This window comes from Allocoleopsis franciscana PCC 7113 (assembly GCF_000317515.1).
GTDB classification, from domain to species: Bacteria; Cyanobacteriota; Cyanobacteriia; order Cyanobacteriales; family Coleofasciculaceae; genus Allocoleopsis; species Allocoleopsis franciscana.
This window is the reverse complement of record NC_019740.1, coordinates 13,013-37,505: the sequence shown is the minus strand read 5'-3', so window position 1 is coordinate 37,505 and position 24,493 is coordinate 13,013. Positions and strand designations below refer to the sequence as shown.

The 24,493-nt window shown below is 44.8% G+C and carries 23 protein-coding genes and 1 CRISPR repeat array; of the genes, 14 read left to right on the top strand and 9 right to left on the bottom strand.

The features are described from left to right. Positions 1–27 precede the first annotated feature (27 nt). Positions 28–1,392 carry a TIGR03985 family CRISPR-associated protein gene (locus MIC7113_RS31870; protein ID WP_015186239.1) on the top strand — a complete coding sequence of 455 codons (1,365 nt, stop codon included), beginning with the start codon at positions 28–30 and terminating at the stop codon, positions 1,390–1,392. A 122-nt stretch (positions 1,393–1,514) separates the two neighbouring features. On the opposite strand, the gene MIC7113_RS35670 is transcribed toward MIC7113_RS31870, so the two are convergent. The 4 genes from MIC7113_RS35670 to MIC7113_RS31855 all read right to left on the bottom strand — a co-directional run bounded on the left by MIC7113_RS35670 (position 1,515) and on the right by MIC7113_RS31855 (position 6,689). After that, positions 1,515–1,823, bottom strand: a complete 309-nt coding sequence (locus MIC7113_RS35670) for a hypothetical protein (protein ID WP_015186238.1) — start codon at positions 1,821–1,823, stop codon at positions 1,515–1,517. Positions 1,824–1,937: 114 nt separating this feature from the next. Beyond that, entirely contained in the window at positions 1,938–3,161 is a 1,224-nt protein-coding gene (locus MIC7113_RS34095; RefSeq protein WP_015183694.1) for a TniQ family protein, read from the bottom strand. Next, on the bottom strand, positions 3,151–4,182 hold the full coding sequence (locus MIC7113_RS31860; protein ID WP_226883736.1) for an ATP-binding protein: 1,032 nt from the start codon (positions 4,180–4,182) through the stop codon (positions 3,151–3,153). The genes MIC7113_RS34095 and MIC7113_RS31860 overlap by 11 nt, the downstream gene beginning before the upstream one ends. A gap of 119 nt (positions 4,183–4,301) precedes the next feature. Next, positions 4,302–6,689: a TnsA endonuclease N-terminal domain-containing protein gene (locus MIC7113_RS31855; protein WP_015186237.1), complete on the bottom strand. Its 2,388-nt coding sequence runs from the start codon at positions 6,687–6,689 to the stop codon at positions 4,302–4,304. Positions 6,690–7,670: 981 nt separating this feature from the next. Here MIC7113_RS31855 and cas10 point away from each other — a divergent pair. The 13 genes from cas10 to cas6 all read left to right on the top strand — a co-directional run bounded on the left by cas10 (position 7,671) and on the right by cas6 (position 20,235). Continuing rightward, positions 7,671–9,977: a type III-B CRISPR-associated protein Cas10/Cmr2 gene (gene cas10 / locus MIC7113_RS31850; RefSeq protein WP_015186236.1), complete on the top strand. Its 2,307-nt coding sequence runs from the start codon at positions 7,671–7,673 to the stop codon at positions 9,975–9,977. A 4-nt stretch (positions 9,978–9,981) separates the two neighbouring features. After that, positions 9,982–10,698 (top strand): RAMP superfamily CRISPR-associated protein, encoded by a 717-nt coding sequence (locus MIC7113_RS31845; RefSeq protein ID WP_015186235.1) that lies wholly within the window; start codon positions 9,982–9,984, stop codon positions 10,696–10,698. After that, the gene (csx10, locus tag MIC7113_RS31840) at positions 10,695–12,020 is read left to right on the top strand and encodes a type III-D CRISPR-associated RAMP protein Csx10 (RefSeq protein WP_015186234.1); all 1,326 of its coding nucleotides are present in this window, start codon (positions 10,695–10,697) and stop codon (positions 12,018–12,020) included. The genes MIC7113_RS31845 and csx10 overlap by 4 nt, the downstream gene beginning before the upstream one ends. After that, positions 12,017–12,430, top strand: coding sequence for a hypothetical protein (locus tag MIC7113_RS31835; RefSeq protein ID WP_015186233.1), 414 nt, complete (start codon positions 12,017–12,019; stop codon positions 12,428–12,430). The genes csx10 and MIC7113_RS31835 overlap by 4 nt, the downstream gene beginning before the upstream one ends. Positions 12,431–12,475: 45 nt before the next feature. Further along, entirely contained in the window at positions 12,476–13,597 is a 1,122-nt protein-coding gene (locus MIC7113_RS31830; protein ID WP_015186232.1) for a putative CRISPR-associated protein, read from the top strand. 37 nt (positions 13,598–13,634) lie between these two features. Then, positions 13,635–14,528 carry a type III CRISPR-associated RAMP protein Csx7 gene (csx7, locus tag MIC7113_RS31825; protein WP_015186231.1) on the top strand — a complete coding sequence of 298 codons (894 nt, stop codon included), beginning with the start codon at positions 13,635–13,637 and terminating at the stop codon, positions 14,526–14,528. Next, positions 14,515–15,135, top strand: a complete 621-nt coding sequence (locus MIC7113_RS31820; RefSeq protein WP_015186230.1) for a hypothetical protein — start codon at positions 14,515–14,517, stop codon at positions 15,133–15,135. Before csx7 ends, MIC7113_RS31820 begins: the two co-directional genes overlap by 14 nt. Before the next feature lie 27 nt (positions 15,136–15,162). Further along, the gene (locus tag MIC7113_RS31815; RefSeq protein WP_015186229.1) at positions 15,163–15,783 is read left to right on the top strand and encodes a hypothetical protein; all 621 of its coding nucleotides are present in this window, start codon (positions 15,163–15,165) and stop codon (positions 15,781–15,783) included. A 29-nt stretch (positions 15,784–15,812) separates the two neighbouring features. Beyond that, positions 15,813–16,766, top strand: coding sequence for an RAMP superfamily CRISPR-associated protein (locus MIC7113_RS31810; RefSeq protein ID WP_015186228.1), 954 nt, complete (start codon positions 15,813–15,815; stop codon positions 16,764–16,766). Beyond that, complete coding sequence (locus tag MIC7113_RS31805; protein ID WP_015186227.1) at positions 16,763–17,203, top strand: hypothetical protein; 441 nt, start codon at positions 16,763–16,765, stop codon at positions 17,201–17,203. The genes MIC7113_RS31810 and MIC7113_RS31805 overlap by 4 nt, the downstream gene beginning before the upstream one ends. Beyond that, positions 17,200–18,306: an RAMP superfamily CRISPR-associated protein gene (locus MIC7113_RS31800; protein ID WP_015186226.1), complete on the top strand. Its 1,107-nt coding sequence runs from the start codon at positions 17,200–17,202 to the stop codon at positions 18,304–18,306. Before MIC7113_RS31805 ends, MIC7113_RS31800 begins: the two co-directional genes overlap by 4 nt. Further along, a complete protein-coding gene (locus tag MIC7113_RS31795) occupies positions 18,307–18,927 on the top strand; it encodes a hypothetical protein (RefSeq protein ID WP_015186225.1) in 621 nt (206 codons plus the stop codon). It begins immediately after the preceding gene. Between the two features lie 180 nt (positions 18,928–19,107). Next, a complete protein-coding gene (cas6, locus tag MIC7113_RS31790; protein ID WP_015186224.1) occupies positions 19,108–20,235 on the top strand; it encodes a CRISPR-associated endoribonuclease Cas6 in 1,128 nt (375 codons plus the stop codon). On the opposite strand, the gene MIC7113_RS31785 is transcribed toward cas6, so the two are convergent. The 5 genes from MIC7113_RS31785 to cas2 all read right to left on the bottom strand — a co-directional run bounded on the left by MIC7113_RS31785 (position 20,236) and on the right by cas2 (position 24,477). After that, positions 20,236–21,075: a CRISPR-associated protein gene (locus MIC7113_RS31785; protein WP_015186223.1), complete on the bottom strand. Its 840-nt coding sequence runs from the start codon at positions 21,073–21,075 to the stop codon at positions 20,236–20,238. It abuts the gene before it with no gap. Between the two features lie 173 nt (positions 21,076–21,248). Further along, a CRISPR array of direct repeats spans positions 21,249–22,011; the repeat unit is 35 nt; unit sequence GTTTCCGTCCCCGTAAAGGGGAAGTTAATTGAAAC. A 380-nt stretch (positions 22,012–22,391) separates the two neighbouring features. Next, a complete protein-coding gene (locus MIC7113_RS31780) occupies positions 22,392–22,835 on the bottom strand; it encodes a hypothetical protein (RefSeq protein ID WP_015186222.1) in 444 nt (147 codons plus the stop codon). A gap of 277 nt (positions 22,836–23,112) precedes the next feature. Next, positions 23,113–23,415, bottom strand: a complete 303-nt coding sequence (locus tag MIC7113_RS31775) for a hypothetical protein (RefSeq protein ID WP_015186221.1) — start codon at positions 23,413–23,415, stop codon at positions 23,113–23,115. 89 nt (positions 23,416–23,504) lie between these two features. Beyond that, positions 23,505–24,044, bottom strand: coding sequence for a hypothetical protein (locus MIC7113_RS34340; protein WP_015186220.1), 540 nt, complete (start codon positions 24,042–24,044; stop codon positions 23,505–23,507). A gap of 151 nt (positions 24,045–24,195) precedes the next feature. After that, a complete protein-coding gene (cas2, locus tag MIC7113_RS31765; protein ID WP_015186219.1) occupies positions 24,196–24,477 on the bottom strand; it encodes a CRISPR-associated endonuclease Cas2 in 282 nt (93 codons plus the stop codon). Positions 24,478–24,493: the final 16 nt, after the last annotated feature.

Genomic DNA, 24,493 nt, shown 5'->3' with positions numbered 1-24,493 from the left:
AATTGCCTTTTCCAAATTTCCTCACCCATGTCCCGCCCGATTTTCCGTGATTCGCCCAGTGTAGAGCTATTGCAATGGCTAGCACGAGGTTCTCTCAAGCAGAACCTTTCCAGAGCGGTGCGCTTGTGGGTGTGGTTGCGCCTGCTGTATGGGGATGAATCGGAACGCCTCGACCTCCCGGATTCCTTTAGTTACTCTCAATGGCGGGATGCGTTTTTTAGTCCCACCCATCCTAAAGGGGAAGAAGTTCCCCAGCATCGTGATTCTCGTTGTCCTTGCAATAAAAGTGCGCGTCACTGGCTGTTTGGTTCAGGAACGGGAATTTTAGAAGCGGACTGGCGGCACTTCATTGGACATCATGGGGGGATTGATGAAAAGACGCTGGGGAGTTGGTTGCAAACACCGCTATTTGCTATAACCAGGCGAATGCTTGCGGGGGACTTGCAAACCCTAAGCCAACTGCAATGGCTCAAATATGACAAGCGGAAATACCATCGGGTGCAGTCGCTTCCTGTGCGACCGATGACGAGTGGCGACGTTCCTAAAGAGCGGCAACTGGCGACTTACGACCTCAATTTTTTACCTCCCGATTTAGCGTTAATTGCCCAGAACTATTCCCAACAAATTGATGGCATCCAGCGTTTTTTTATCCACGTTGATTATGTGGTTCCGCCTGAAATGTTGGATAAGGTGGACGATTTTCAGGAGCAATTGAGAAATCTTTGGGCGCAGACTTGTGTCCCTCCCGTGTTGCTGGTTTACAGAAGTGCCAAGCTTGACCGAAATGTAGAATGTGTTGTTTACCCGGTTTGCATTTACTATGTGCAACGGGCAACGTATCTGTGTGCTTTGGGGCAAAATCCTGATGGGGAAATCAACTGGTGGAATTATCGCCTTGACCGACTTGAGTCTTTGATTTCTTTAAATTGGGCAGATGAGCGAATTGCGCCGTCTTTGGTACAGCAATATCGGGATAAGACGCTGCCGACACCGGATTATATCCAAGAGCAAATGGCTCAAGTGTGGGGGTTTGATTATTATCAAAGGGCTTCCCTTTTGTTGCTGCGGTTTGACCGCATTCATGACCGGCGATACATTCAGGGGACGGTGCGCCACGAGACGTTTGAGTCGGTGAGTTATGCAGAGGCGAAACGTTTGATTAAAAAGCTAACTCATCTACCGGAGCGAGAGACACTGCTAGGGATTTTGGCTCGTTGTCCTCAGGATGCTTACTATAGTGCGACTTACCGTGAGGGCGACCCGAATGTATTGCAGCGCCTGCAAGCTTGGCGTCCTTTTGTGGAGGTTCTCTTGCCTTGGGCGTTACGGCAGAGGGTTGCTGCTGATGTGGAGAAGGAGTGGGGGCTTTATCATAGGTCTGAAGATTCTTGAAGGTTAGGGTTTATAGCAGTTCTCGCTCGTGTATGGCACAGTTTTGACCTCTCTCCAAACCTCTCTCCTACAAGGAGAGAGGCTTTGAAATTAACCCCCTTCCCTAGCAGGGAACCGGAGCTTTAGTGAGGAGGTTGGGGGTTAGGTCTAACTGTACCTTGCTCGACTGAATCGCTATATATCCTTCTCAGTTTGTGAAAAGTTTCCGTCCCCTTGCGGGGAAGAGGTTTCGGAAAGAACAACTGCATCACAATCACCCCAACCACCAATAGGTTTCCATCCCCTTGCGGGGAAGTGCTTGTGTAAACCCAAAAGTGACCCATACCTAATGTTAGGTATGAAAAGGTTTCCATCCCCTTGCGGGGAAGTGCTTGCGTAAACTTGACTTGGAAGGTGTCACTTGAACCATATCCTGTCCAAAGTGGAAGCATAAGTTGTCCAAAAAACTGTGGTCACTTTATACTTCGACGTGGTGGGACGAGGTAACTAGACTTGAACCGCTTGCGAGTACCTGGAGATAGACTTGGGGAATGGCATTATTATAGCTAGGACTTTCTGATTGCTTGTCGGTATAATCTGTAACGAGCGGAAATTTGGTGGCACAAGTCTGGGAAAAATCGGGAGATATCGCCAGGGTCGTATCCAATAGTAGCAGCCACTTGCTTGAGAGACTGGGGTGGTTCAAAAGACAAAGCTGCCTCTAAAAACATTTGTACTTTCAGCGCATCAAAGCGCCGATTAGTTTTTCTCCTTTGTTGAGTGATAGGCAAAACCTTCAACGATAGCGGTTGCTCAATCACTACCCGGCCAGTGAGGAAATCAACTAAAGGAATAGAAAGACACCAACAAACTCGTAAGAGCAAACCTAATTGTGCCAGTGCTTGACCACATCGCCATTCTCCTGGTACGGAAGCACTCAGGTACATTAACTCAGCAAAAGCTTTAGCATTACCGTTGGTAGCTTTTTGAATACATAAGTCAATACAAAATGCCAGATTTTCTCTAGCTGGCACAGACTCAAGAAAAGGTGCTTGCTCTAGAATTTTTCCCACGGAGTACACAACAAAAATCTGCCATTCCCAATCAGGTGGCTCTACTGGGGAAGCATCAAAAGAGGTCTCGCCTGTACTCAAAAATGAACTCACACCCAACCACTGTTGGCATCTAGAGCAGAAACCCGGTCGGGAATTCCACTCTAGAGGGTAGAGCGACCGCCGACAATTGGGACATTGATGCCATAAAACTTGTTGATGAACAGGACAAGTTGTCACTACCTGGAGCGACCATAATAAAGGCTCGTAGATGGGTTTGCCACAACGCTCCCAATCGTCATAGCACACGGGACACCAAGCCTTGTTGGTACGAAGTAAACCTCGTGACGGTAAAACGTTAGCCCAACGTAACAAAGTGAGAAACCGTAACTGATGCTGCTTGGTTCGTGCTTCTAACACATGAACTGGCTCAGATGCCATAATTCCCATGCCATTCCAGGCCCCCGTATCGTTGAAAAAGACACGGAAAAACCATCTGGATAACCCTTGATGCTGATTGCCCTGATATCTACTGACTTGTTGAGCGACTTCTTGAGCTAGCAAAATACCCGTAGGTACTCGATGAGCTGCTGCCAACCGAGCCACATAACTGGTTAAACTCTCTACTGTCGGCGTTCCTACACCGATGGGTTCAAGAGGATGCAGGCGGCTACGCTCTGGAATTGTTGTGGTTTTTGAATACCACAGTTGATGATTACTCCAGCTTTCAACTGACACTGGGAGCGCCTCCGATGACATCCCGTTGAGGATTACGCTCTCCCGGACGACGTTTCTTTGTTTTCTTGTCTTTTTTATTAGCCGTAGAACGGGTCGGGCTATTGAGCAAGGCTTCTGTTGCTGTTGGTGGCTCCTTAACAGTTAATCCCAATTTTTGACGCAATCGGCTCAGTTCGCTCTCCGATTGGAGCAGCGCTTTCTCACCTTCTATCGCCTCAGTTGCCATTTGCATACATTTAGAAACACTGGGAGCATAAGGTGTAAGATGTGCCAAGCTCAGGGTAGAGGCTGATTCTCCCAACGCTTTTCTCAAAGCTTGTGTCAGCCAATCTTTCACTATCCCGACACAACCGATACTGCGTTCGTAAAAGTATTCCCAATGCTGCTCTAAATCAGGGACTTCTAACAAGGGCATTTGGCAGGCAAAGCTTTTGAGTACCCGTTTGAAATCTTTAACGTCCTGTGAGCAATCCGCTTGATAACGAGGAAAGTGAATATCTAAACTGCGGCGGCTCAATTGACCGCTTAAATTTCTTAACTGTAGCAGTTCATAAGTGCCAAAAAGTCCGTGTCGGGTGGACGTGAAACTTGCCATTGACTGAATGGCATCCATTTGGTCTTGTTGTCTTCGTCCCGATGCCATTTTAGTGAAGCGTTGGGCTTCATCAACTAGAAATACAATTAACCGACGTTGTTGGATAATTGCGGCTACATCCTCTCGTAAATCTGAAAGGTTGGCTCTTGATTTAACTAGACGTTGAGCCGAACCCCTGCCCTCAATTCGGCTACTGCCAGTTCTGAGTTTATAATCAACGAAGGGGTCAGCTAAAGCTATCAAGACGCTTTTATAATAATCTTTCCAGTCGAAAGACCCGGATTCGGGAGCGCGAGCTTCTACATAAGCAACAGGAATATGCCCACAATCAAGTTGCATAGCTCTGGAGTTCTGCTCTATTAGCACTTTCACAACTTGATGGAGTAAGGTTGTTTTCCCCACCCCGGTAGGACCAAACAAAAAGATTAATGAAGCTCCTCCAGGATTATTGACGGCATCTATTACAGCTTCATAAGCAATTTTTAATTGCCTGTGTACTACCGTACAACTTTCAAAGTAAGCCAGTTTCTCCGCTGGAGTTGCAGCTAAGAGTGACCCGCTAAGCTGCTATAGTGCTGCGAGATGCAATTTACCCACTGACCTTTTATGTAGGCATAGGCAATCCCAACATCATTTGGGTCATAGCGCACGAGAACTTGAGTCTTTTCAATTTCCGGATTCCGAAAACTATTATGCCAATAGTAGATGTGGTTAATTTTGACTCCTTGATTAGGAATGACTTTGGCAGTTCCTTTGGATGTTGTTGGTAGGGTCAAAATCCGAAAGGTTTCATCGTAAGGAATCAGTTTATGTGGGCGCAATCCGGTTTGCAACAAGCCATCTGAAAAAGCTGCTCTTGGGCTTTTCAAGAGTGCCGGATGCTCCTTGTTGTCGTAAAATTCATAAGCCCAATCGCATAGATTCTGATACAAACTCCCCAGCGTCCAAATAGCTAAATTACGGGGATTAACGCTTTTCGTCACAGCCCTAGAATTCTTGTTAATTTGCGTATTTCCCTGGAGATTGTGAATCAACATGGTGTTGGCTGTCCCGAACAAGCGTTCGCATACTGAACCAAATCGGGGTTTAGCCGCTGGTCGGGTTTTCTTCGTGCAAGAGTAAGCGGCTAGTAGCCGCTCGAAGTAAACACTCATGAATTCTTTGGCTCCATCCACCACTATCGTGTGGGGCAAGCGTCCGTGACGACGGACACACTCGCGCATTACCATCATGCAACTACGGTAGGACGGTGGGTCAAAACACAGATAAACGGCTAGTATTCGTCGTGAGTAAGCGTCTGTTAGGAAGGTAGCCCAAGGGCGACCCAGATTTACTGATGTGTGGGAGCTAACTAGCTCAATATCTAATTGTGTATGGTCAATATGGCAGATTTCAAAGGGTCGTTGTCCGTGCCTAGGGGTGTTTACCTCTAGCTCCCAATAAAAAGGTTCGTGCTTGTAAGCCGCCCTACGCCCCTGCCTTTTCAAAGCCTGTTCATAGTTAGATTTTTGATGAATGTTTCGGACAAATGTTTTGTAGCTACAAGGAGTAATCCCTTGCTGTTCACAGGCTCGTACCAGTGAACTGTAAACGGCGAATTTTCCTTGCTGTTTGAGATTTAGATAGTTGTTAGCAATGAATTCGTCTACGATTTTTTGTGTCGCTTCCGGTAATTTGGATTGGCGATTACCTTTAGAGCTGACGCGAGGCAATAAACCTACATAACCACATCCATATTGCTCTTGGGCTTTTTGCCACGAATGCAACCAACGGCGAATTGTACGTGTACTGACGACCTGATTTGAGGTTTGGAGTTCACCCGTTAGGTAGGGAGCAATGATGGAATAGCGGCGGTTGGCTTGTGCACAATCATCGACGCTAGCCTTGGCTAAAAGGTCATTGACTTCTTTTGCAGATGGTAAGGAGTGGGTGACAACACCTGTTAACTCACCCTGTTTGACTAATTCCAATAGGGCAACGTTGGGCAGTTGGATGACTTTTTCCTCTTCATTGAGTAGGGCTGTATGGGTTTCTCCCCGATTGAGAATCGATAAGCTTTTTCCATTCCACACCACAGGAGAACCAGGTTTTAGGTCAACTAAGTTAGGGGCTAATTCTAAGGTTGATGCTCTTCTCCACTTGGTTGTTTCGGTTTGACAAACTTTCTGACTAGCCGGAAAGATTTGACGCTGTGAACCAAGTTGCGCTATGTTGACACCTCGCCAATTCACCTTTAAATGATTTTGGGCAATTAGGGTATAAACCTCGTCACAGTTGTACCCCTGTTGTAGCAATTCACCTAAGGTAATTCCTGGATGAAGTTCTACCAGTAATGTGATGTTGGCACGAACGTTCTCTTCTAGATCCAAATGGGACGGCTGCAAGTAGTCTTCGAGAAAATGAAGATTATTTTGGAAAACCCAGTCAATTTCAGCGTTGCAGCGGATGCGATAATATAATCCCAAGCTTTGTGCTACTTCTTCTCCTGGGGGACAGTGCCATTGACCTTCAATTTCTTTCACGTAGCGAGCAGGCATCTTAGCTGATAATCGCACTAATTCATCAAGTGTTTTCCACTCTTCCCAGCCAGCAGATGTTTGGCGCAACACGAAGAAATCTGGGGTATGCAGGACTCCTACTTTCCGACCACACAGAGCTTGATAGCTAAGTTTAAGCCCACTGGGTTGATCGTAATATTCCAGCACATCTGGGTCATATTCCATTTCATAGATGCCTGCCAATTCGTTGTGGTGGCTCTCAAATTGAATCGTCACGCCCATTTTTCGACTGGGGTAACGACCACTCACGTTGCCTGCCCTACTGCGTACCACACGCGCAGGTGGCGAACTGCGTAACAGTTCGATGTATTTCCTTGTCGGTTCTGCCAAGGCTAACTGCTGACACCACCGCACAAACTGTTCGCCGTCCAGCATTTATTTTTTCTCTGGCAGCAATGGGAGGATATTGTCAGTTTATCAACTCCAGGACATCTTATCCTTCCAATTTCAACTTAGGGACAATTTATAGTTCTACTTGGCTACCAAAGCCACTGTTCTTCCTACGACAGCATCAGGGTTTTTGCCCCTGTCGCTGGACAGCTTATGCTTCCACTTTGGACAGGATATGGTTCAAGTGACAGAAGGAGCGTTCAGGCTATCCTGAACTTTTCGTTTCCATCCCCTTGCGGGGAAGTGCTTGCGTAAACGATTTGGAGGAAAACCCTCCAACTTCCTCCGACTCTCGTTTCCATCCCCTTGCGGGGAAGTGCTTGCGTAAACTACTACCACACCCCCTACCTCTACTCCTGGTACAAACGTTTCCATCCCCTTGCGGGGAAGTGCTTGCGTAAACCACAACAGGCTCCTGCGCCTGTTATTCAACCAACAGTTTCCATCCCCTTGCGGGGAAGTGCTTGCGTAAACTCTTCGCTGAGGAACCCTTATGGAGAAAGGGTTTCAGACGACAAATCGACACCAGCCAGGAAACTACAACGTATCTTCCCAAAAATTGAGCAAAATACATACTTCAAACCCTTTCCCTGTAAAGCATCGACACCACTCAACGGAAAACATAGGGTTTGAGCGATTTAACGAGTGGTGTCGATTACTTCCTTGAACGATTTTTCTTATGAAGTTTTCAAGGTTCGACAGCCCAAAATTTTGGAGCTGCTAGTAGCCTAGTAGCTAATCTTACTTATGTCAATCCAGACAAAAACAGCATTAGCTCTACTGGAATAGGCTTCTTCCAGGCAGGGTGTAAATTGTAAGAACTACAACAGCACTCAGCCAGAAAGGAGAAAATTCAAGTAATTTCTAGGTAGCCAAACCTCATGTAGGTAGAAAATTAAGCGCTTGGCAGCATAATCCCTCGCTACCCCACGGCTGATGAAATCAAACCACCCCATTAACTGTGACATGACCAATTCTGGCAAATCCATCACGATCGCGATTGCTTGGTGTCTAGCTTGGGGCGAACAGCGCCAACCCCAGTTTGAACTACCTGTATTGCAGCAAATGCAACAGGCGATGCAAGAAGGGAAAGAAGTTCCAGAGGCAGTGCGATACCTCGTTGAGCAAGTCCAGCAGTTGCAAGCCATTCCTAAAAATGACTTCCCTGAACAGATAACTGGACTTAAGGAGAAGTACCCAGATTTATGGCAACAAACTACCCGGATTGGTCTAGTCTATGGCGGTGCTACAAAAATTAAGCAATACGTATTTGAAGCTGCCAAACTTCCAGATATTCGCGGCGCTTCAGCCATACTCGATCGGATTAACTTAGTTGATATTCCAGCATTCTTTGGAGAACCTCAAAAATCGCCTCGAATCTCCAGGTGGCTGAATAAAAATTTTCCCCATCTAGAAGCCGCCTTAATTAAAGAACTACTCATTTACTACAAAGGTGGCAACATCCTGGCGTTTTGTCCCGCTGCCTTTGTCGATGATTTAGCCAACGCGATCGAAAAGCGCTATACACAAGAAACTCTAACCGCCAATTCCTGTGCAGTTGGCTCTACCTTTAAGCTATTAGAACTACGCTATGGACTGCTGAAAGACTCAATTGAAGATACGCCTTGGCTAGAGTGGTATCATCAAAACCACCAAAATCCACTCGTAAAAGCTTACTTCGATCAGCCTGATGTTGATGATTTATCAAAAGCTTTTCAAAATCGCAAAAGCTTCAATGAATTGGCAGGTAAATTAGCCGCTTTATTCAATCAACGGCGTAATGGCAATGATGTTCAAGATGGGCGTCCGACTCGCCGTTACCCGCCCATGTTTGAGACACACCCTTACTTAAGAAGAGATGAAAGCGATCGCCGCGCCGCAATTGCTCCCGCTAAACGTCTTCCAGGTGAACCTTGGTTTTCTGATGCTTTAGCCCGCAAGCGGATTGTCGGACAAAGAAGTAAGGGGGAAAGCGAGCAAGGACAAAAATGGTGGACTGATAAAAATTCGGCTTGGCGGTGGCAAATTGGTCAAATCAAACAAATATGGAACTCAGGAAAGCTCAAAAGTTGGGTCGTTAAATTTAAGGACTTTTTGAAAGAAACAAACTTACATAATAGATACTACCGAAATGTCTCAGAACAGAAACCCGATCAGACAGTAAAAGAAGCGCGATCGCTCAGAGAGATAGCTAATGCTAGTACACCCAAAGGATTTGTAGGCTACATCTATGCAGATGGCAATAATATGGGGGGCTACATCCAAAAAGAAATTAAAACCCCAGAAGATTACCAGCAATTTAGCGAAGATATTTTCGAGGCAACAGAAAACTCGGTTTATGAAGCCTTAGCCCAACATCTCAAACCCCACAAGCTGAATAATCTAAATGATGCAGATAACCAACATCGAAATGAGACTTGGATTCATCCCTTTGAAATTATTACCATTGGCGGGGATGACGTACTGCTGATTGTTCCGGCTGATAAAGCGCTAGCAATTGCCAAGACGATTGGGGAAGAATTTGAAAAACAATTACTCAAACCAGAGAAGCAATGCCGTTATGCTGCTGACAAGGATTACAAGCCCAAATTGGTACACCGATATCAAGCACAACAGGTTTCAGGCTCAAATCAATGCAAGCTGAGTATGTCTACAGGGGTTTTAATTACAGCCGAAGATACCCCAATTTACTATGCGGAAAAGCTTACGACTCAATTACTTAAATCGGCTAAAAAGCGAGCTAAAGAGCTAAAAAAAGAGGGGTACTGTGGGGGTACAGTTGACTTTCTAGTGATGAAATCAGTAACCATGATTTCTTCTAACATTGGAGAATTTCGTAGTCAAGGCTTGATGAAAGCAGGGACAGGACAACAGAAACTCAAGCTTTATGCAGCTCCTTACACCCTTCACGAACTGGGAGGACTGCTAGAAACAGCGAAGGTTTTGAAAGAAGTGAACTTTCCGCGATCGCAACTTTACCAAATCCGCAGCTTCCTAGAACAAGGCAAAAATACCGCCATTCTCAACTACCGCTATTTCCGAACCCGGTTGCAAGACAAGAAACACCAACACCAACTCAAAGAACAGTTTGAAGAAGCCTGGTGTGCAGCCAAAACAAATAATGGCAACTTAGCACCCTGGATGACGTTGAAAGAGGAAGCTGACACAACTACCTATGAAACCATTTGGCGAGAACTGGTAGACCTTTATCCTTTCACTGAAGAGCCAAAAACTCCATCAACTGTGCAACAAGCCGTAATCGGGAGCAAGTAGATTTATGGTTGACCTACTCAATTTACCCCGAAATCAAGTCCAAACAATTCGTCTAACTGCTGTGATTGATACGGCTTTGTGCGTCGGTGCTGGGGGTTCTTCTGGTTCCCTTGCAGATAAACCAATTATCCGCAATGCCAAAGGACAACTTTTGATTCCCGCTTCCCAACTCAAAGGCAGACTGCGCCACGAGTGCGAAAAGCTAGCAAGAGGGTTAGGTTGGCAAATCTTTGAATCTCCCGGTGCTACATCCCTCTGTCCGACAGAAGAGCAAGTGGAGCAACAATTTAGAGAGATTTATCGAGTTCCTGGCTACAGAGGTTACCACTGCCTTGTTTCCCAAATCTTCGGCAATCCTATCCTGCCTTCTCGAATTATTGTGGATGACTTGGTTTGCCTACAAGAACCAGAAGATTTACCAGAAGTCCTGCGTCCGGGTGTCACCATCAACCGTTCCCGTCGCACAGCCGAAGACAAAAAGCTTTACTTCCTAGAAACGTCTCCCGCCCATGCTCAACTAGAGTTTGAGGGTGCAATTCACCTGCTTTACCCTGACTGTCCTGGCTACGCTAAAGCTTTGATTGTTGCGGGTTTGCATCACATCCATGCTTTAGGTGGCAGTAAATCGGCTGGACTTGGTTGGTTGCATTGGCAAGAACTCCCCAACATCGAACAAAATGACACCGTTTGGTCAAGCCTTATCCCCGAAAAAACGCCATGAGACGAATTGAATTAACGATAACAGCTTTATCACCGCTAGCGCTCGGGCGGCAGAAACCTGGTGGTTCGATTAGTGAGGCAGAAAGCTACATTCCGGGTTCTGTGATTCGAGGTGCGATCGCATCTCAAATCTTACAACGAGCCAATCAAAGAAATTCAGATCTATCACAAAACGGCGGTGACTTCCAATCTCTCTTCTTAGGCGAAAATCCAGCCATTTTTCAAAATGCCTATCCTGCGATCGCAAAAATAGGGAAAGATCAGCATGAAGCTGTGCCTGACGAAGTTCAAGTTTTACCCGCAACAGCCGTTAGTTCTAAAGCGAATCCTGGATTTAAATCTGAGGATGATGATAAGCCAGAGGATAAAAAGAGAGGCGGTGTTTTTGACACCCTAATTGACCGCTTCTGTGCAGATGCTTACAATCATCCCTATGACCCCAGTTGTCCTAAAGATAAAGGACGAGTAGAACCTTATACTGGCTTTTACAGCAAAACCAGCGATAACAAATATCGCAGCCACTCTGTCAGTACACGCTTTCTCACGCGAGTAGGAATTAACCGACGCAGAGCTACAGCTGAAGAAGAAATTCTTTACAGTATTGAAGTTCTCAACGAATCATTCCTAAAAAATACCCAAGCAAAAACTAAAGATTGGGAGCCTGTTGTTTATCGCAGTGTAGTTATTGCTAATGATGACTTATCATCCAAATTATTACAATTCATCAACGACAATTCTGGTGCTTTTAGCTTAGGTGGCTCGGCTTCACGAGGTTTAGGTAAGGTCAAGATTGAGGCAAAAAAAACAGGAAATTCAAGCGAAGTTCAATCTCGATTTGACAGCTTCCAGAACCAACTAAAAGAACGATGGAACTTGTGGTCAGTTTTTGGGAATCCAAAAGAGGATTTACTAGATAGTCGCGCCTACTTCACTATAGATTTACAATCCGATGCAATTTTTACAGAGCAATGGCGGCGCACTACTGTCATTTCACCAGCAATGCTTTGTGAGTTCGTTAGTCATGAGTTCTTAAAGCGCTATGAGGCAGAAACTGATAAATTTCTTAAGCTTCATGTTGCCTACAGCAGCCATGACTATCGCTCCGGCTGGAATGCAGCCTGGGGGTTGATGAAAGATGTAGAGTTAGTGACGAATAAAGGTGCTGTTTATTTATTCAGTACAACTAAAGATAAGGAGAATGACTGGGTTGAAGCTTTGAAAAAATTGGAGAGGGAAGGAGTAGGCGATCGCACCTGCGAAGGCTTCGGTCAAATTCAAGTTTGTAATGAGTTTCACACTGTATTTCGAGAGTACCCTGTATGAGTTTACCAACAGAAAACAAAATAGAGTTGCAGGTGCAAAAAGGCATTCGTCAAGCTGAAGACAATTTGGTGATATGGATTCAAGCTGCTCTGGATAATACTAAATATGGTGACTTAGAAGAATCTCAATTTCGCAACCTACTCCGTGTCTCTGATACCACTGATAGCACAGAAGTCATTAAAAACTTTCTTCGCTACCAAGTAGGGCGAGATAAAAAATGGGGCAGAGGTAAAGACTCTCTAGCAGAGAAAATTGTTCAAGATATTGATGGAAACATCAAGAAAACTGCTCAATCCATTGCTGAGTCTTCTCAAGGTGACTTCAAACCCATTTGGTTAGAACTAATTCGACGTTATTTAGGTTATGGCTCTCGTTACCTCAAGTATTTGAAAGATGGTAAAAGCCTCTGATTATCATTGCCGTAGTACTACATAAATTTAATAGGAGGTTTTTAGGTGACTAAGACAGTTATATGTTCTGTAGGTATCAGCGCGGCAAGAAAAGTTTCAGGAGTTAGACCCTCTGATCTAACTAATTGGGTTAAACAGAAACCGAGTGTTGAAGATGCTGCTGAAACTTTATTTTCTACCTTCCGCGAATTCAGTCCAGAAGGAGAAAGTTTGAAAAATAATTTATCAGCAGAAATTCATTCTCTTGTTCGGATTGGCATTACTGAACGGGATAAAATAATTTTGTTGGCTTCCAGTACCGAGGATGGATATTGTTGCGCTATTGCAGTTAAAAAATATCTAGAGCAGTACTGGAAGGGTGTAGATGTTAAAGTAGAAAAAGTTAAAGGGTTGCAAGTTTTAGATGCTGATATTTTCCGTACAACAGGCGTTATTGAATTTGTACGACATATTATTAGGGAAGTGAATAACTATGGGGCAAGTAATATTATTTTGAACCCTACTGGAGGATATAAAGCACTGGTTCCTTACACGGTTCTATTGGGAATGTTAAAAGGAGTCAAGTGCGACTATATTTTTGAGCAGTCAACTACATTGCTCGAATTACCTCCACTTCCTGTAGAGTTTAAGCGCTCACAATTTGAAGCCTATAGAAGTTTATTTGAAACAATTGAGCGCGAGACAGCAATTACTCAAGCAGAATGGGAAAATAGCGTTCCTTATGCTGAAAGATCATGGTTTGAATCGCTAGTTGAGTTTTCCAACGGACAGGTGACTCTCTCTGCTGTAGGTTTCTTGTTCCTTGAGGAGATGCGTAGTCCTTCAGCTTTAGTTCCCTTTCTTTCTCAAAAGGCTATCAGAGATTGTTTCGATAATCTGGCAAAACTAGATGACTGTGACCCATTTCGCTTTCTGTTACGAGTTGCTACTTCCAAAGATGCTTTTCAGCTATCAGAACATATTAATGTTGGTAATGGATTGCGCTGGCTCAAACCTGGTAGAACGACTGATCGCTATTTAGTATCTGTGGAAGGTTGGCGTATGTTGGTGTGGAGAGCAATCCGTGAAGACCAGGAAGGCTCAAACTATGCAAGTACAGTTAAGGTTAATCCTGATACTGAACGACGAACGTATTCCCCTTTCATGCGAATGGATTTCGTGGATTAACCTAAGGCTGAATTAGCATTAATATATAGGTGAACTCATGTTTGAAATTTTCAAAAATCGATTAGAAATAATTGGAACCCTGACAACAGTTACAGCATTAAGAATTAGTGCAGGGCGTTCCACTGAACCCATTGGTTCGGATTTACCTGTAATTAAAGATGCGTTTGGTCGTCCGTTGATTCCGGGAGCGAGTTTTAAGGGGGCGTTGCGATCGCGTCTCGAAAGCTTCCTGCGTGGCATTGTCGGGAGCGATCGCTCTTTAGTCGCCAATCCTGCCATAGAAGAGGAGTGGTCAATTACCTCCACAGAGATGAAGTCATTGAAGGAGCAGAACACCACTGATGCAGCTCTGACAGCAGCAATTGTGCAAAACACCGACCTTGTTTCTCACCTTTTTGGCTCTCCCTGGATTGCTAGTAAATTCCAAGTCCGAGACTTAACCGTATTACCTGAAAATTGGTTTGGACAGTATCAAGAACGAGATGGGGTTGCTATTGATAGAGACACAGAAACAGCGGCGGATGGCAAACTTTATGACTACCAAGTTGTACCTGCTGGGACACAATTTGAGTTTAAAGCTGTTGTAGAAAATGCCCAAGAGTGGGAACTGGGCTTGTTGATGATTGGTTTGCACCAGTTTGAAACCGAGCAAATTCCGTTAGGAGGAGGACGTTCTCGTGGCTTAGGCGTTGTCAAACTAGATATTAACCAGATGTGGTGGTTTGACTATCCAGAGGATAAACCGCAAGAATTATTGGACTACTTGAAAAGGCTAGTTCAAGGAGATAAAAACCATTATCTGTTTACTTCAGAACAGTTAGAAGCACATAAGCATGATTGGACAGAGGCTCTCATCCATTATTTAAGGCAAACTCTTTCTCAGCAATCTACCTTATCAACGTCTTCAGGAGGTCAAGATGGCTTTCAGTAATTATAAAGATATCGCTACAGTTCTCAAGGAATTTCAAATTACCTACACCGAAGCCAACTTCATTCATAAAGTTGAATTTAGTATATCTGACTACTTTAGAGAAGACCTAGAAACCGTTATGCAAGATGGAGTACCTAGTGCTTCAGAATTTTCAATTTGCGAAAATCTAATTTATCCAATTCTTAAAGAAGTTTGGAAATACTATCGTAGCAACTTCGTTTTATGGGGTCATAAGTCACTGACTTACGATGAGAATCTTTCCGGATTTCCTGAATATATTTTAGCTCGACGTTCTCCTTTGGGGAAAGTCGTGTTTGACAAACCTTATTTCTTATTAGTTGAGGCAAAGCAAGATAAATTCGACGAAGGGTGGGCGCAGTGTCTAGCTGAAATGGTGGCGGCACAGCGACTTAATGATGAACTACGAATTCTCATCTTTGGTATTGTTTCCAATGGCGATCGCTGGCAATTTGGCAAACTCAAAACTAATATTTTTACCCTGAATAAAACTTTCTACACGATTCAGGAGCTAGATAAGTTATTTGCTGCGGTCAACTATGTTTTTCAACAGTGTGAATTGCAATTCAGTCAATTAGTAGTAACTTAATGCTCAATAACACTTAGGGAGGTTAATATGGGGTTCAGCAGTTATAAAGACATCGGTGAAGTTCTTCAAGAATTTCAAGTCACTTACACCACAGCTAATTTCATGGGAGCAGCTAACTTTAGTATCCCTGATTATTTTCGGGAAGACTTGGAATTTATGATACGAGAAGCTGTTGTAGACAATTCCGAGTTTGCTATTTGTGAAAACTTGATATATCCAGTTATCAAAGAAGTCTGGAAACTTTATTATAGTAAGTTTGTTCTCTGGAGCCATAAGTCACTTACCTACGATGAGAATCTTTCAGGTTTTCCTGAATATATTTTGGCTAAACGTTCTCCTTTAGGGAAATTTGTGTTTGGCAAGCCTTATTTTCTATTAGTTGAGGCAAAGCAAGACAAATTCGACGAAGGGTGGGCGCAGTGTTTAGCTGAAATGGTTGCAGCACAAAGATTAAATGACGAAGTAAAGATTACTATATTTGCAATTGTCTCTAATGGAGCAACATGGCAATTTGGCAAGCTAGAAGGGCAGATTTTTACTCAAAATGTTACTCCTTACACAATTTATGAACTCGATAAACTTTTTGCTGCTGTTAACTATGTATTTCAACAATGCGAAATTCAGCTTAATGAGTTAGTAGGCATTTAATTTTTAATTATCTCTTAAATGACTTAGCCATGCACAAACGATTTGTAAATCAATGCACAATTGATTTAACCCTAGTACCCTGCGGCCCAATTCTAATTAAATCTGGCAAAGAGGGTGCTGACCCCACTAAACCGGATATGGAATTTGTGGAAACATATCATGCAGGGGGACGCTCCATTTATTTGCCGGGAAGTTCTCTTAAAGGAGCCATTCGCGCCCATGCTGAGAGGATTGTAAGGACAGTGGGTAGAGATAAACGCCCTACCAATGGAAATGCTCTATGGGCAAGTAATCCTCTCAATCTAGATGAATTAAAATATCTTGACGCTCTTTCAGACCCAAAAGATATTTATCGACTCTCTTCCTTCACCGACCAAATGTTTGGTAATACTTCAATTGCCAGTCGGGTCAGAATTGAAGATGCCTATCCAGTTGACCCCAAGCAATTAAAGGTTGAAGAACGTAATGGGGTGGCGATTGACCGGGTGTTTGGTTCTGTCGCTGTGGGGCCGTTTAATTACCAAGTTTGCACATCTGGTGAATTCCGCACTAAAATTCACCTGAAAAACTTCTCTTTGGCTCAGTTGGGGTTAATTGGTTTAGTATTGCGAGACTTAAATGAGGGTTGGTTTGGTTTAGGCTTTGCCAAGTCTCGCGGTTTAGGGATGGTTGAGGTGAAACTTAACTCAGCAGTTGTTCAATATCCCGGCTGCATCTTAGAAAATCAACAAATTCGCAGTCTGGGAGGACAACAACAATGGTCTCACACCTCGCTGCTAGGGGCTGGAGTATTTCTGGAAAATCAGGAACGAGAACGCTACGGTTTTCCTGCTGCTGATATACAAGAAACTCCTATTGCTGCTGAATCAATGCCTCTCGGTTTTGGGGTACAGTTGAACTGGCAGGGAGATAACCAAGTACAGGATTTGTTTATCAAGGCAGTTCGCTCTTGGTGTCGAATATTGGAAGGAGCAGCGGCATGAATCCGTTTGTCGGTGTTAAAGAACAACTTCTAACAGTAGAGGAGTTGAAAAATTTATTGCAACAGTCATCAACTCAGCCTAACTATTATTTCCTGCGTTGGCCTCATAAAGTTAGTGGAATTGTAGGACAACTGCCGAATGAGTTTCCTTCTCCAGAGGGGCAGATGTTTAATTATGATCGCGAATTGCGCTGGAAACAACAAGGGCAGCACTTCAGCGTTCTTCTTTTGAGTACCACAGGTGCTGAACCCGGATTTAAACCCATTGGGCAGAAATGGGAAACCCAGCAACGGGACGCTCATATTTACCCCGCTACCGAAACCCGTTTTCCCAAAGGACTATCCTCAACAAATGTTGATGTAGCCCAGCGTTACTTTATGGATGCCGATACTGCGACGGTACATTTTGTTGCTCTAACTGTAGCGAAAAAGCAATGACGAACAATCGACCTCAATCCCCTCGACCTGTATCACCTTCCACTCGACCCACTCGACCGAACTCAGCTAATGCACCTACAGGACTCGTTGCTCCAAAACCCTACGAGTTAGTTTCCCTGCCCACCCAATCACCCGAAAAAGCTCAACCAGCAGGACAAGAACGGTTTAAAAGCGATCGCATATCTGGCAAAATCTCCCTGCGCTTAACCGTGAAAACTGCCTCCTTTATCGCGTCTGGGGTGGTGGCGATGGGTAGCGATTTGTCCGACAAAACTCGGAGTATTCCTTTAATTAAAACCTCAATCGAAGGCAATCAAAAGCTGCTGATTCCTGGAAGTTCTTTCAAGGGTGTCGTGCGCTCAACTTATGAGGCGATTACTCGTAGCTGTTTGTGTAAAGTCACTCGCAAGTATCAAAGCCAGATTCCCTCTGGCTATCAAGAATGCACAATTAATCGTCAAAGAAATCAGTTAACAGTCTGTCCAGCTTGTCAAGTTTTTGGGGCAATGGATTGGCAGGGACTGGTTCATTTTACGGATGCCAAGTGTGAAACAACTGGCTTTAGTACCGGATTTATGCCCTCACTCTATCGTCCTCGACCTGATGAAAGAAAGGCGTATTTTAATCAACAGGGGAAAGTCGCGGGACGCAAGTTTTATTACCATGCGGTTAAAGCAGTTGACAAAGGTCAGCAGCAAGGAATTCCGGTGCAGCAGGCAAGTAAAGAGTATACATTTACGACTCAACTGCGGTTTATGAATTTGACTCCTGCTGAGTTGGGAACCTTGTTGATTGTATTGGGGCAAGACCCGAAAAATCCCATTGCCCTTAAGGTTGGCGGGGGTAAGCCAGTTGGGATGGGGACGATGGTTGTGGATGTTACTGAAATTAAACGGATTAACAATAAGCAGGAGTGGCGCGATCGCTATTGCTCTTACGACTCCCAACCTGACTCCCTTACCGGGAAAATGTTAGAGCAGTTCATCCAAACTGCAATTCAAGCCGCACACACTCAGAAGCTGGTGCAAGATAAGCAGCTACAAGAGCTAAAACAAGTGCTGAAGTGGCCTACAGATCGGGAACCCCCAGAAGGAGTGTACTAAATGCTGGTAACTGAAAATCTTACCGAAATTCAATGGCAGATGGCTCATACGATCGCACAAATCCTGGTGAAAGAGAACGCAGATGTGAATGAACTGGGAAAAGCGATCGCATATCTGCGTGCTTACTCTGACCGAGAAAATGCAGGGTCAAGATTTTTCGATTATCTCAAGACGCTGGCAAAAAATGGCAGACATATTGGCCATAGCCAGCGCACTTCTGATTATTACGACAGTATCGAAAAGGCTTGTAGCCAATATCTCAAAGCATACAAAGATGATGTAGCGGCTATGCTGCAAATTTTGGGTTGGGCATCTCGTCTGATGCGTTATTACGCTAATGCTGGGTCAATTGGGGAAATTACTGCGCCAGTTATCGAGTCAGTGCGGCAAGCGGAAATTGCTGAAGTCACCCAATCTCAAGCGTTTGCGCTCAACCAAATCTTAGAGGCTAAGGTACTCAAAATTAAAGGAAATAAAGTAACTTACGAGATTTTGGGAGTCATTAAACTGACAGAAAAAGAGCCGAAAAAGGCAAGTTCTTTAGTTGAAAAACAGACGGTTCAAGTCAAGATTACAGCTCTCCAAAATGGAAGTATCAAAAGCGTTAAATGTGTGGATTAGTCCCCTTTTTGTTTCTTGAGTCATTGCTGCTGGTTTTTGGGGAGTGTGGAGAGTAGAAATCCTATTGGGGGACAGAAACCAAAGTTTAACCTACAATATCCTTTAATTCATCAAGGCTTGCAGATAAATAAATCCTGACCAGGGGACGGAAAGGAGATAAAGTTCTTTTAGAATGGGGCTATGGCGCAACGTTCCCTTAAAAAAGACCAAGCAGGAGAACCGAACCTCACCTGGCCAAGCTCAACCGAACTGGTGGGTTTGGTGTTTGAGGTCATCCCCCAAAAGGCTGCAACGCTTTATCCCGAATATACCAAGACTCTCCACGCCTGGTTTTTAGACCAGGTGCGATCGCATGACCCCCAACTCTCCGCCTCCCTCCACGATGATGAGTCGAAAAAGCCCTTCACCATTTCTGGGTTAGACGGAAAAATGGATACAACAACCGGGGGGCAGCTACAGCTTCTTTCTGACCAGACTTATTACTGGACGGTTACAGCCTTCTCTCCAACTGTGGTGCAGTGGTTGGGGCATTGGTTGGAACATTTACCGCCAGCGATTGAACTGCGGTATGCTCCGTTGCAAATTCAGTCCGTTGCTTTTGCCCTCCCACCGACAACTTATGCTCAACTCTACCAGGCTGAAATCGCCAAGACTCTAACTCTGAGCTTTCTTACCCCCACCAGTTTTCGCCGCAAGGGTCATCATCTGCCGTTGCCTTGGCCGGTGAATGTGTTTCACAGCTACTTGCGCCGTTGGAATGAGTTTTCAGGGATGCCCTCTGATGACGAAGCGTTTCTGGCGTGGGTGGATGAGTCGGTGCTGATTAGTCGCCATCAGTTGGAGTCGGTGAAGGTGGCAGCGGGGAAGCAGGGGAAGGTAACGGGGTTTTTGGGGGCAGTTGAGTATAGCTTGACGAGTGAGGCGACTAAGCAACGGCATTTTCAACGGCTATTTACAGCGCTAGGTCAACTCGCACCTTACTGCGGTACGGGTCACAAAACTACATTTGGTTTAGGACAAACGCGCTTGGGGTGGTTGTCGAAGCCAAATTCGATTGAGACGCTGCTGGCGCAAGCGCTGCTGGCAAAGCGTGTTGAGGAGCTAACGGACGTTTTGATGCAAGGTCAAAAACGCACAGGGGGCGATCGCGCGATTAAGGTTTGCCAGACTCAAGCGACGATTTTGGCTAGGCAAGAGGCCGGGGAATCGTTGATTGCGATCGCGCAAGACCTAGATATGCCCTATGAGACAGTAAAAACTTATGTAAAAAGAGCACGTCACCGCTTGAAGTCTGAAGAGTTGGCGTAATTAGCCTGCTTCGAGCGGCTTGAGTTTGTAGGAAATCTTGACTTGCATCATTTGTGGGTCGGTAATTTGGCTGATGTATTGCAATTGCCGCTCCGGGGCAGTACAGGCAAGAACAATGCCCACTGTCATTGATTTGGTGGCACCTGTATAATCGGCAATTAGCTGAGATTCTTCTAATCCCTGGTGCTTGGCATCGGCATAAATGCAGTTCACGAGCCTGCGGATATAGTTGGGGTCATCAACCACGTCATCTGGCACAAGCAGATTGAGCTTTTGCCCTGGATGCTCTAGGTCTTCTAACTCATAGTTGCCGTAGTGAAACTCGACGGTTTGTGTCATTCCTGTATCCGTCAGTTTTTTGATCATTTTTTGGGCATAGGGCAAGGACTGATTAGTGCAAATCAGCCAGCAGTGCTTCAAGTGGGGTTTTTGACCTTGATTCCAGTGATGCTCGATCACTCGCTGGGCGGGAGAATCCTCTCTAAGACTCATCGCTGTAATCAGTCCGGGAAATGTTGTTGTGAGAGGGACAACGTTAGTGTCATCAGGAACTTTGATGCCGAAGATGGGAAACTTCGCAATCAAAGGTTTTAGCCATTGAGGAAAGTTGGTTGCATAGATAACCACCAAAATTAGGAGAATCAGGATTGTGGTGATTGCAGCTTGCAGTATGGCTTTCTCAATACCCAGTTGTGTTTGTAACCAATCGCCAAAGGTTTCCCAAAACAAAGCAGAGAGTCCATCAGAAATCACTGTGAATAGCAGTGTACCAACGACAAATGAACTCAGAAAATTTTTGGTAGGGTCTGTGATCAGCTCGACAATCCGATTCTGCTTCATGGGTCTCTGCTTTACTTAATCTGTTGTGGTGATTTTAGATAGTTATGGAAGACCCTGATTTCAGTGGAAGAGAAGGAGTGGGAAGTGATAACAACCAACTTCCACTATTGACAAAGTAAAAGGAAAGTTTTTTGAACTATACGCAGATAACCTATCCCTTTCCGGACTGGATTCGTTCCGTCCCCGTGAAGGGGAAGTTAATTGAAACAAGTGCAATCAGTGTTTTCGCAACATCGGTAGGACTCGCGTTTCCGTCCCCGTAAAGGGGAAGTTAATTGAAACCAATCGGGGTGCTTGGCGAAACACTCAATCAGAACAATGTTTCCGTCCCCGTAAAGGGGAAGTTAATTGAAACTATTATTTCTACACGAAGAATGCCTTGAAAAGCGTAAAATGTTTCCGTCCCCGTAAAGGGGAAGTTAATTGAAACGCTCGCGTTTGGCCACGGTTGACGGAACTGTGTATGAGTTTCCGTCCCCGTAAAGGGGAAGTTAATTGAAACTTAGTGGAAAATGAACTAGTTAGTGGTTACCAAATTGGGTTTCCGTCCCCGTAAAGGGGAAGTTAATTGAAACAAAATTTCATCGCCATCGTTGTTGCCATTGCCGCTATGTTTCCGTCCCCGTAAAGGGGAAGTTAATTGAAACACGGAACTGTGTATGAAAGCTCTAATTCCATCCGAGTTTCCGTCCCCGTAAAGGGGAAGTTAATTGAAACACTATTTAAGTCCAGAAGAAGCTGCGTCTAGGGTCAGAAGTTTCCGTCCCCGTAAAGGGGAAGTTAATTGAAACCGGCGATGCCCACACCCGGTACCAATAGCCCAGAAATGTTTCCGTCCCCGTAAAGGGGAAGTTAATTGAAACACTTAACTCCAACAGACGCAACCGAGAGAGCTAGGAAAGTTTCCGTCCCCGTAAAGGGGAAGTTAATTGAAACCCTCCCATATTAGAACCCTGACTGGGAGAGAATTCGAGATAGCGAAATATGGGGGGGGTTAAAATTGACCCTAATAGTTGAGACTAATTATCAATAAATACCTCTCTCCATAGCCTCAAACCCTTATCCAGAGCGCTATATGGGGGGGTCTACGAAAAATAAGGATTTCAGCCCTTGCCTGACCCCCCCATAAAAGCGGCTGACGGAACTCAGCGAAGCCAAATTACTTGCTGGAAAACGTTTAGTTAACTAATCTTCAGTTGTCAAGGTACAGCTATTAGTACAATTACCCTAACCTAACGTTAGGGTATCCAAATTCTGGCTCAATGTCAAGCCACATTGGCAGCGGGGGAATGGTGGAAAACTTTTGCCGCGTTGCACTAGTCAACCGCATCAAAGACGATTTCAAACTCCGCTGCCGGCATAAACCGATGCAACATCCTCAAATGATCATGCGCGTCCTGGCGATTAAAAAACTTCGCAACTGTATACCGACGAGCATCGGGTAAAAGACGGACAATGGCCCAAGGACGGGGGTCGTATTCAGGGGGTTGCTCAGTCGTAACCCCCTCTTCTTGATTATCCAGGGCACTCTGTACAATTGAAATGAGCTTCTCCCTTGCCGGATGGGCATCGTTAGGCATGATGCTCCATTCACTCACGGGTGTGGTTAAATAAGTCAGGACGTAGGAATGACTCCCCTCCTGACTCACCCACCAAGACAAACGGCGGGCTTGTTTTTGACAGTGATAGCCTTTTTGCCGGAGAGTTGCACAAATAGTCTCGCCCTCGTTGTGAAGGCGCAGCCAATCGCTATGTTTCATGGTTAAATAACACCAGTTGAAGGACTTGATGGGATGCGCTGGTTTTTGCATCCTGGAACAAGCAGATAGTTTTGGAGAGGAAAAGCGCTCTCACGCGGAAGCTGCCGCTATTCAGCCAAGCTGTAGAGCGCTTATCTTTTGTGCTCGTAACCTAACCTAAACCTAATAAACAATGGCTATCTCAAGAAATTTCGGGCTAACATAGACATTGCACTAAATCTATGCTATTCGCCTAAAAAATAAAAAGAGAATTGGCACTCTTTTACCTTTTAACTTTTTACTTTTGACTTTCCCAAGGGCGGCACAGCAAACTGAAAAGTTCGTCCGAAATCTCGTGTTCTAACAGGAAATCCATCAAAGCTAGATGACGCAAGTCGTTTGGAGTAGGACGGCGATAGTTACCACCACGAGAAAACCAACTGCTAACAGTAGACAGAGAACGGGAACAAATAGCAGCAATAAGCTCGTAAGTTACCTGCCATTTGGCATAGAATTGTCTGGGTGTCATCCCCAGTTCGCAGTGGCTGTAAAGTTCAATTAAGTCTAGTTCACGTTGAGTCAGAGAACGAGGATTGCTCATGGAATTTTAGATTTTAGATTTTGGATATTGGATTGGTAACAATGGAGCTGAAGGTAAAAGGTAAAAGGCAAAATAATCCCTCTTACTTTTTACTTTTTCCTTACCAAATCTTCTTCCCAAGCCGTATCGACAATAGTCCAAGCTGAACTGGGTGAATCTTGAGCCAACCAAATCACATACTTCCAACCCCAACGACAGCGATGGTGAGCATAGGCGTAGAATCGACCAAGCACTATCCCCCAGTCAGTTGGTTCAAAGATGGGCTTCCACTGAACTTTTTCGCCAACGACAAAGTAGGCAAAAGAAAGGTAGTAAGAAAAGTTTTCCGCCAAATTGATGGAAGACGGAAGGGCGTTGAGTTCAGTGGTAATTAGGTCAGAAATTACACCTTCATGGCAGGGATAAATCGGGTTGAGGCATTGGTCAATCAGGGAACGATTGAGACTCGTGGTTAACCGCTCAATTAGCATCGTCGCTAAGCTTTCTCGTTCCTCAACCTTGAACTCCGTTGGAGCCAGTAAAATCAATTTCTGGAGTAACTGAATGATGCCGAAATCATCCAAAGCTTGTTGATAACCTGACAAAGCTGTAGATGGATTGTCTCTGATATCATTCACAGGTTGACTCATGGCGTAAATTCTCCTTAGCTGTTAGTTATTGCTCAACAACTCTCTCTCTCTTTTCCCCCCGAACCCAAGCCGGAGCTTTAGTGAGGAGGTTAGGGGGGTTAAAGAAGACTAAGAAATTAAGTCTTTAATTCGCCAACAATTAACCCCACCGCTAAACAATAAATGCCGCATCATCTACTGCAAATTCTGGCTGCACTCCCAGCACTAAGACCTTACTTCGATTCCGAGCTGATAGGGGATAAAATCTAAGTTGGTCTTCCCGTTGATTGAGATACTTCAGCAGCCTTTTTTGCAGCTTTTCATACTGCTGTTCATCCAGTACAACTTCAAACACTGACTTCTGGACTCGCAAGCCGTAACCTTCCAACAAATGTGCTACTTTATTGCGGCGACTGTCTTTGACGATGTCGTAGCAAACCAAATAAAACGCCATAAAGAAGGCAAAAGTA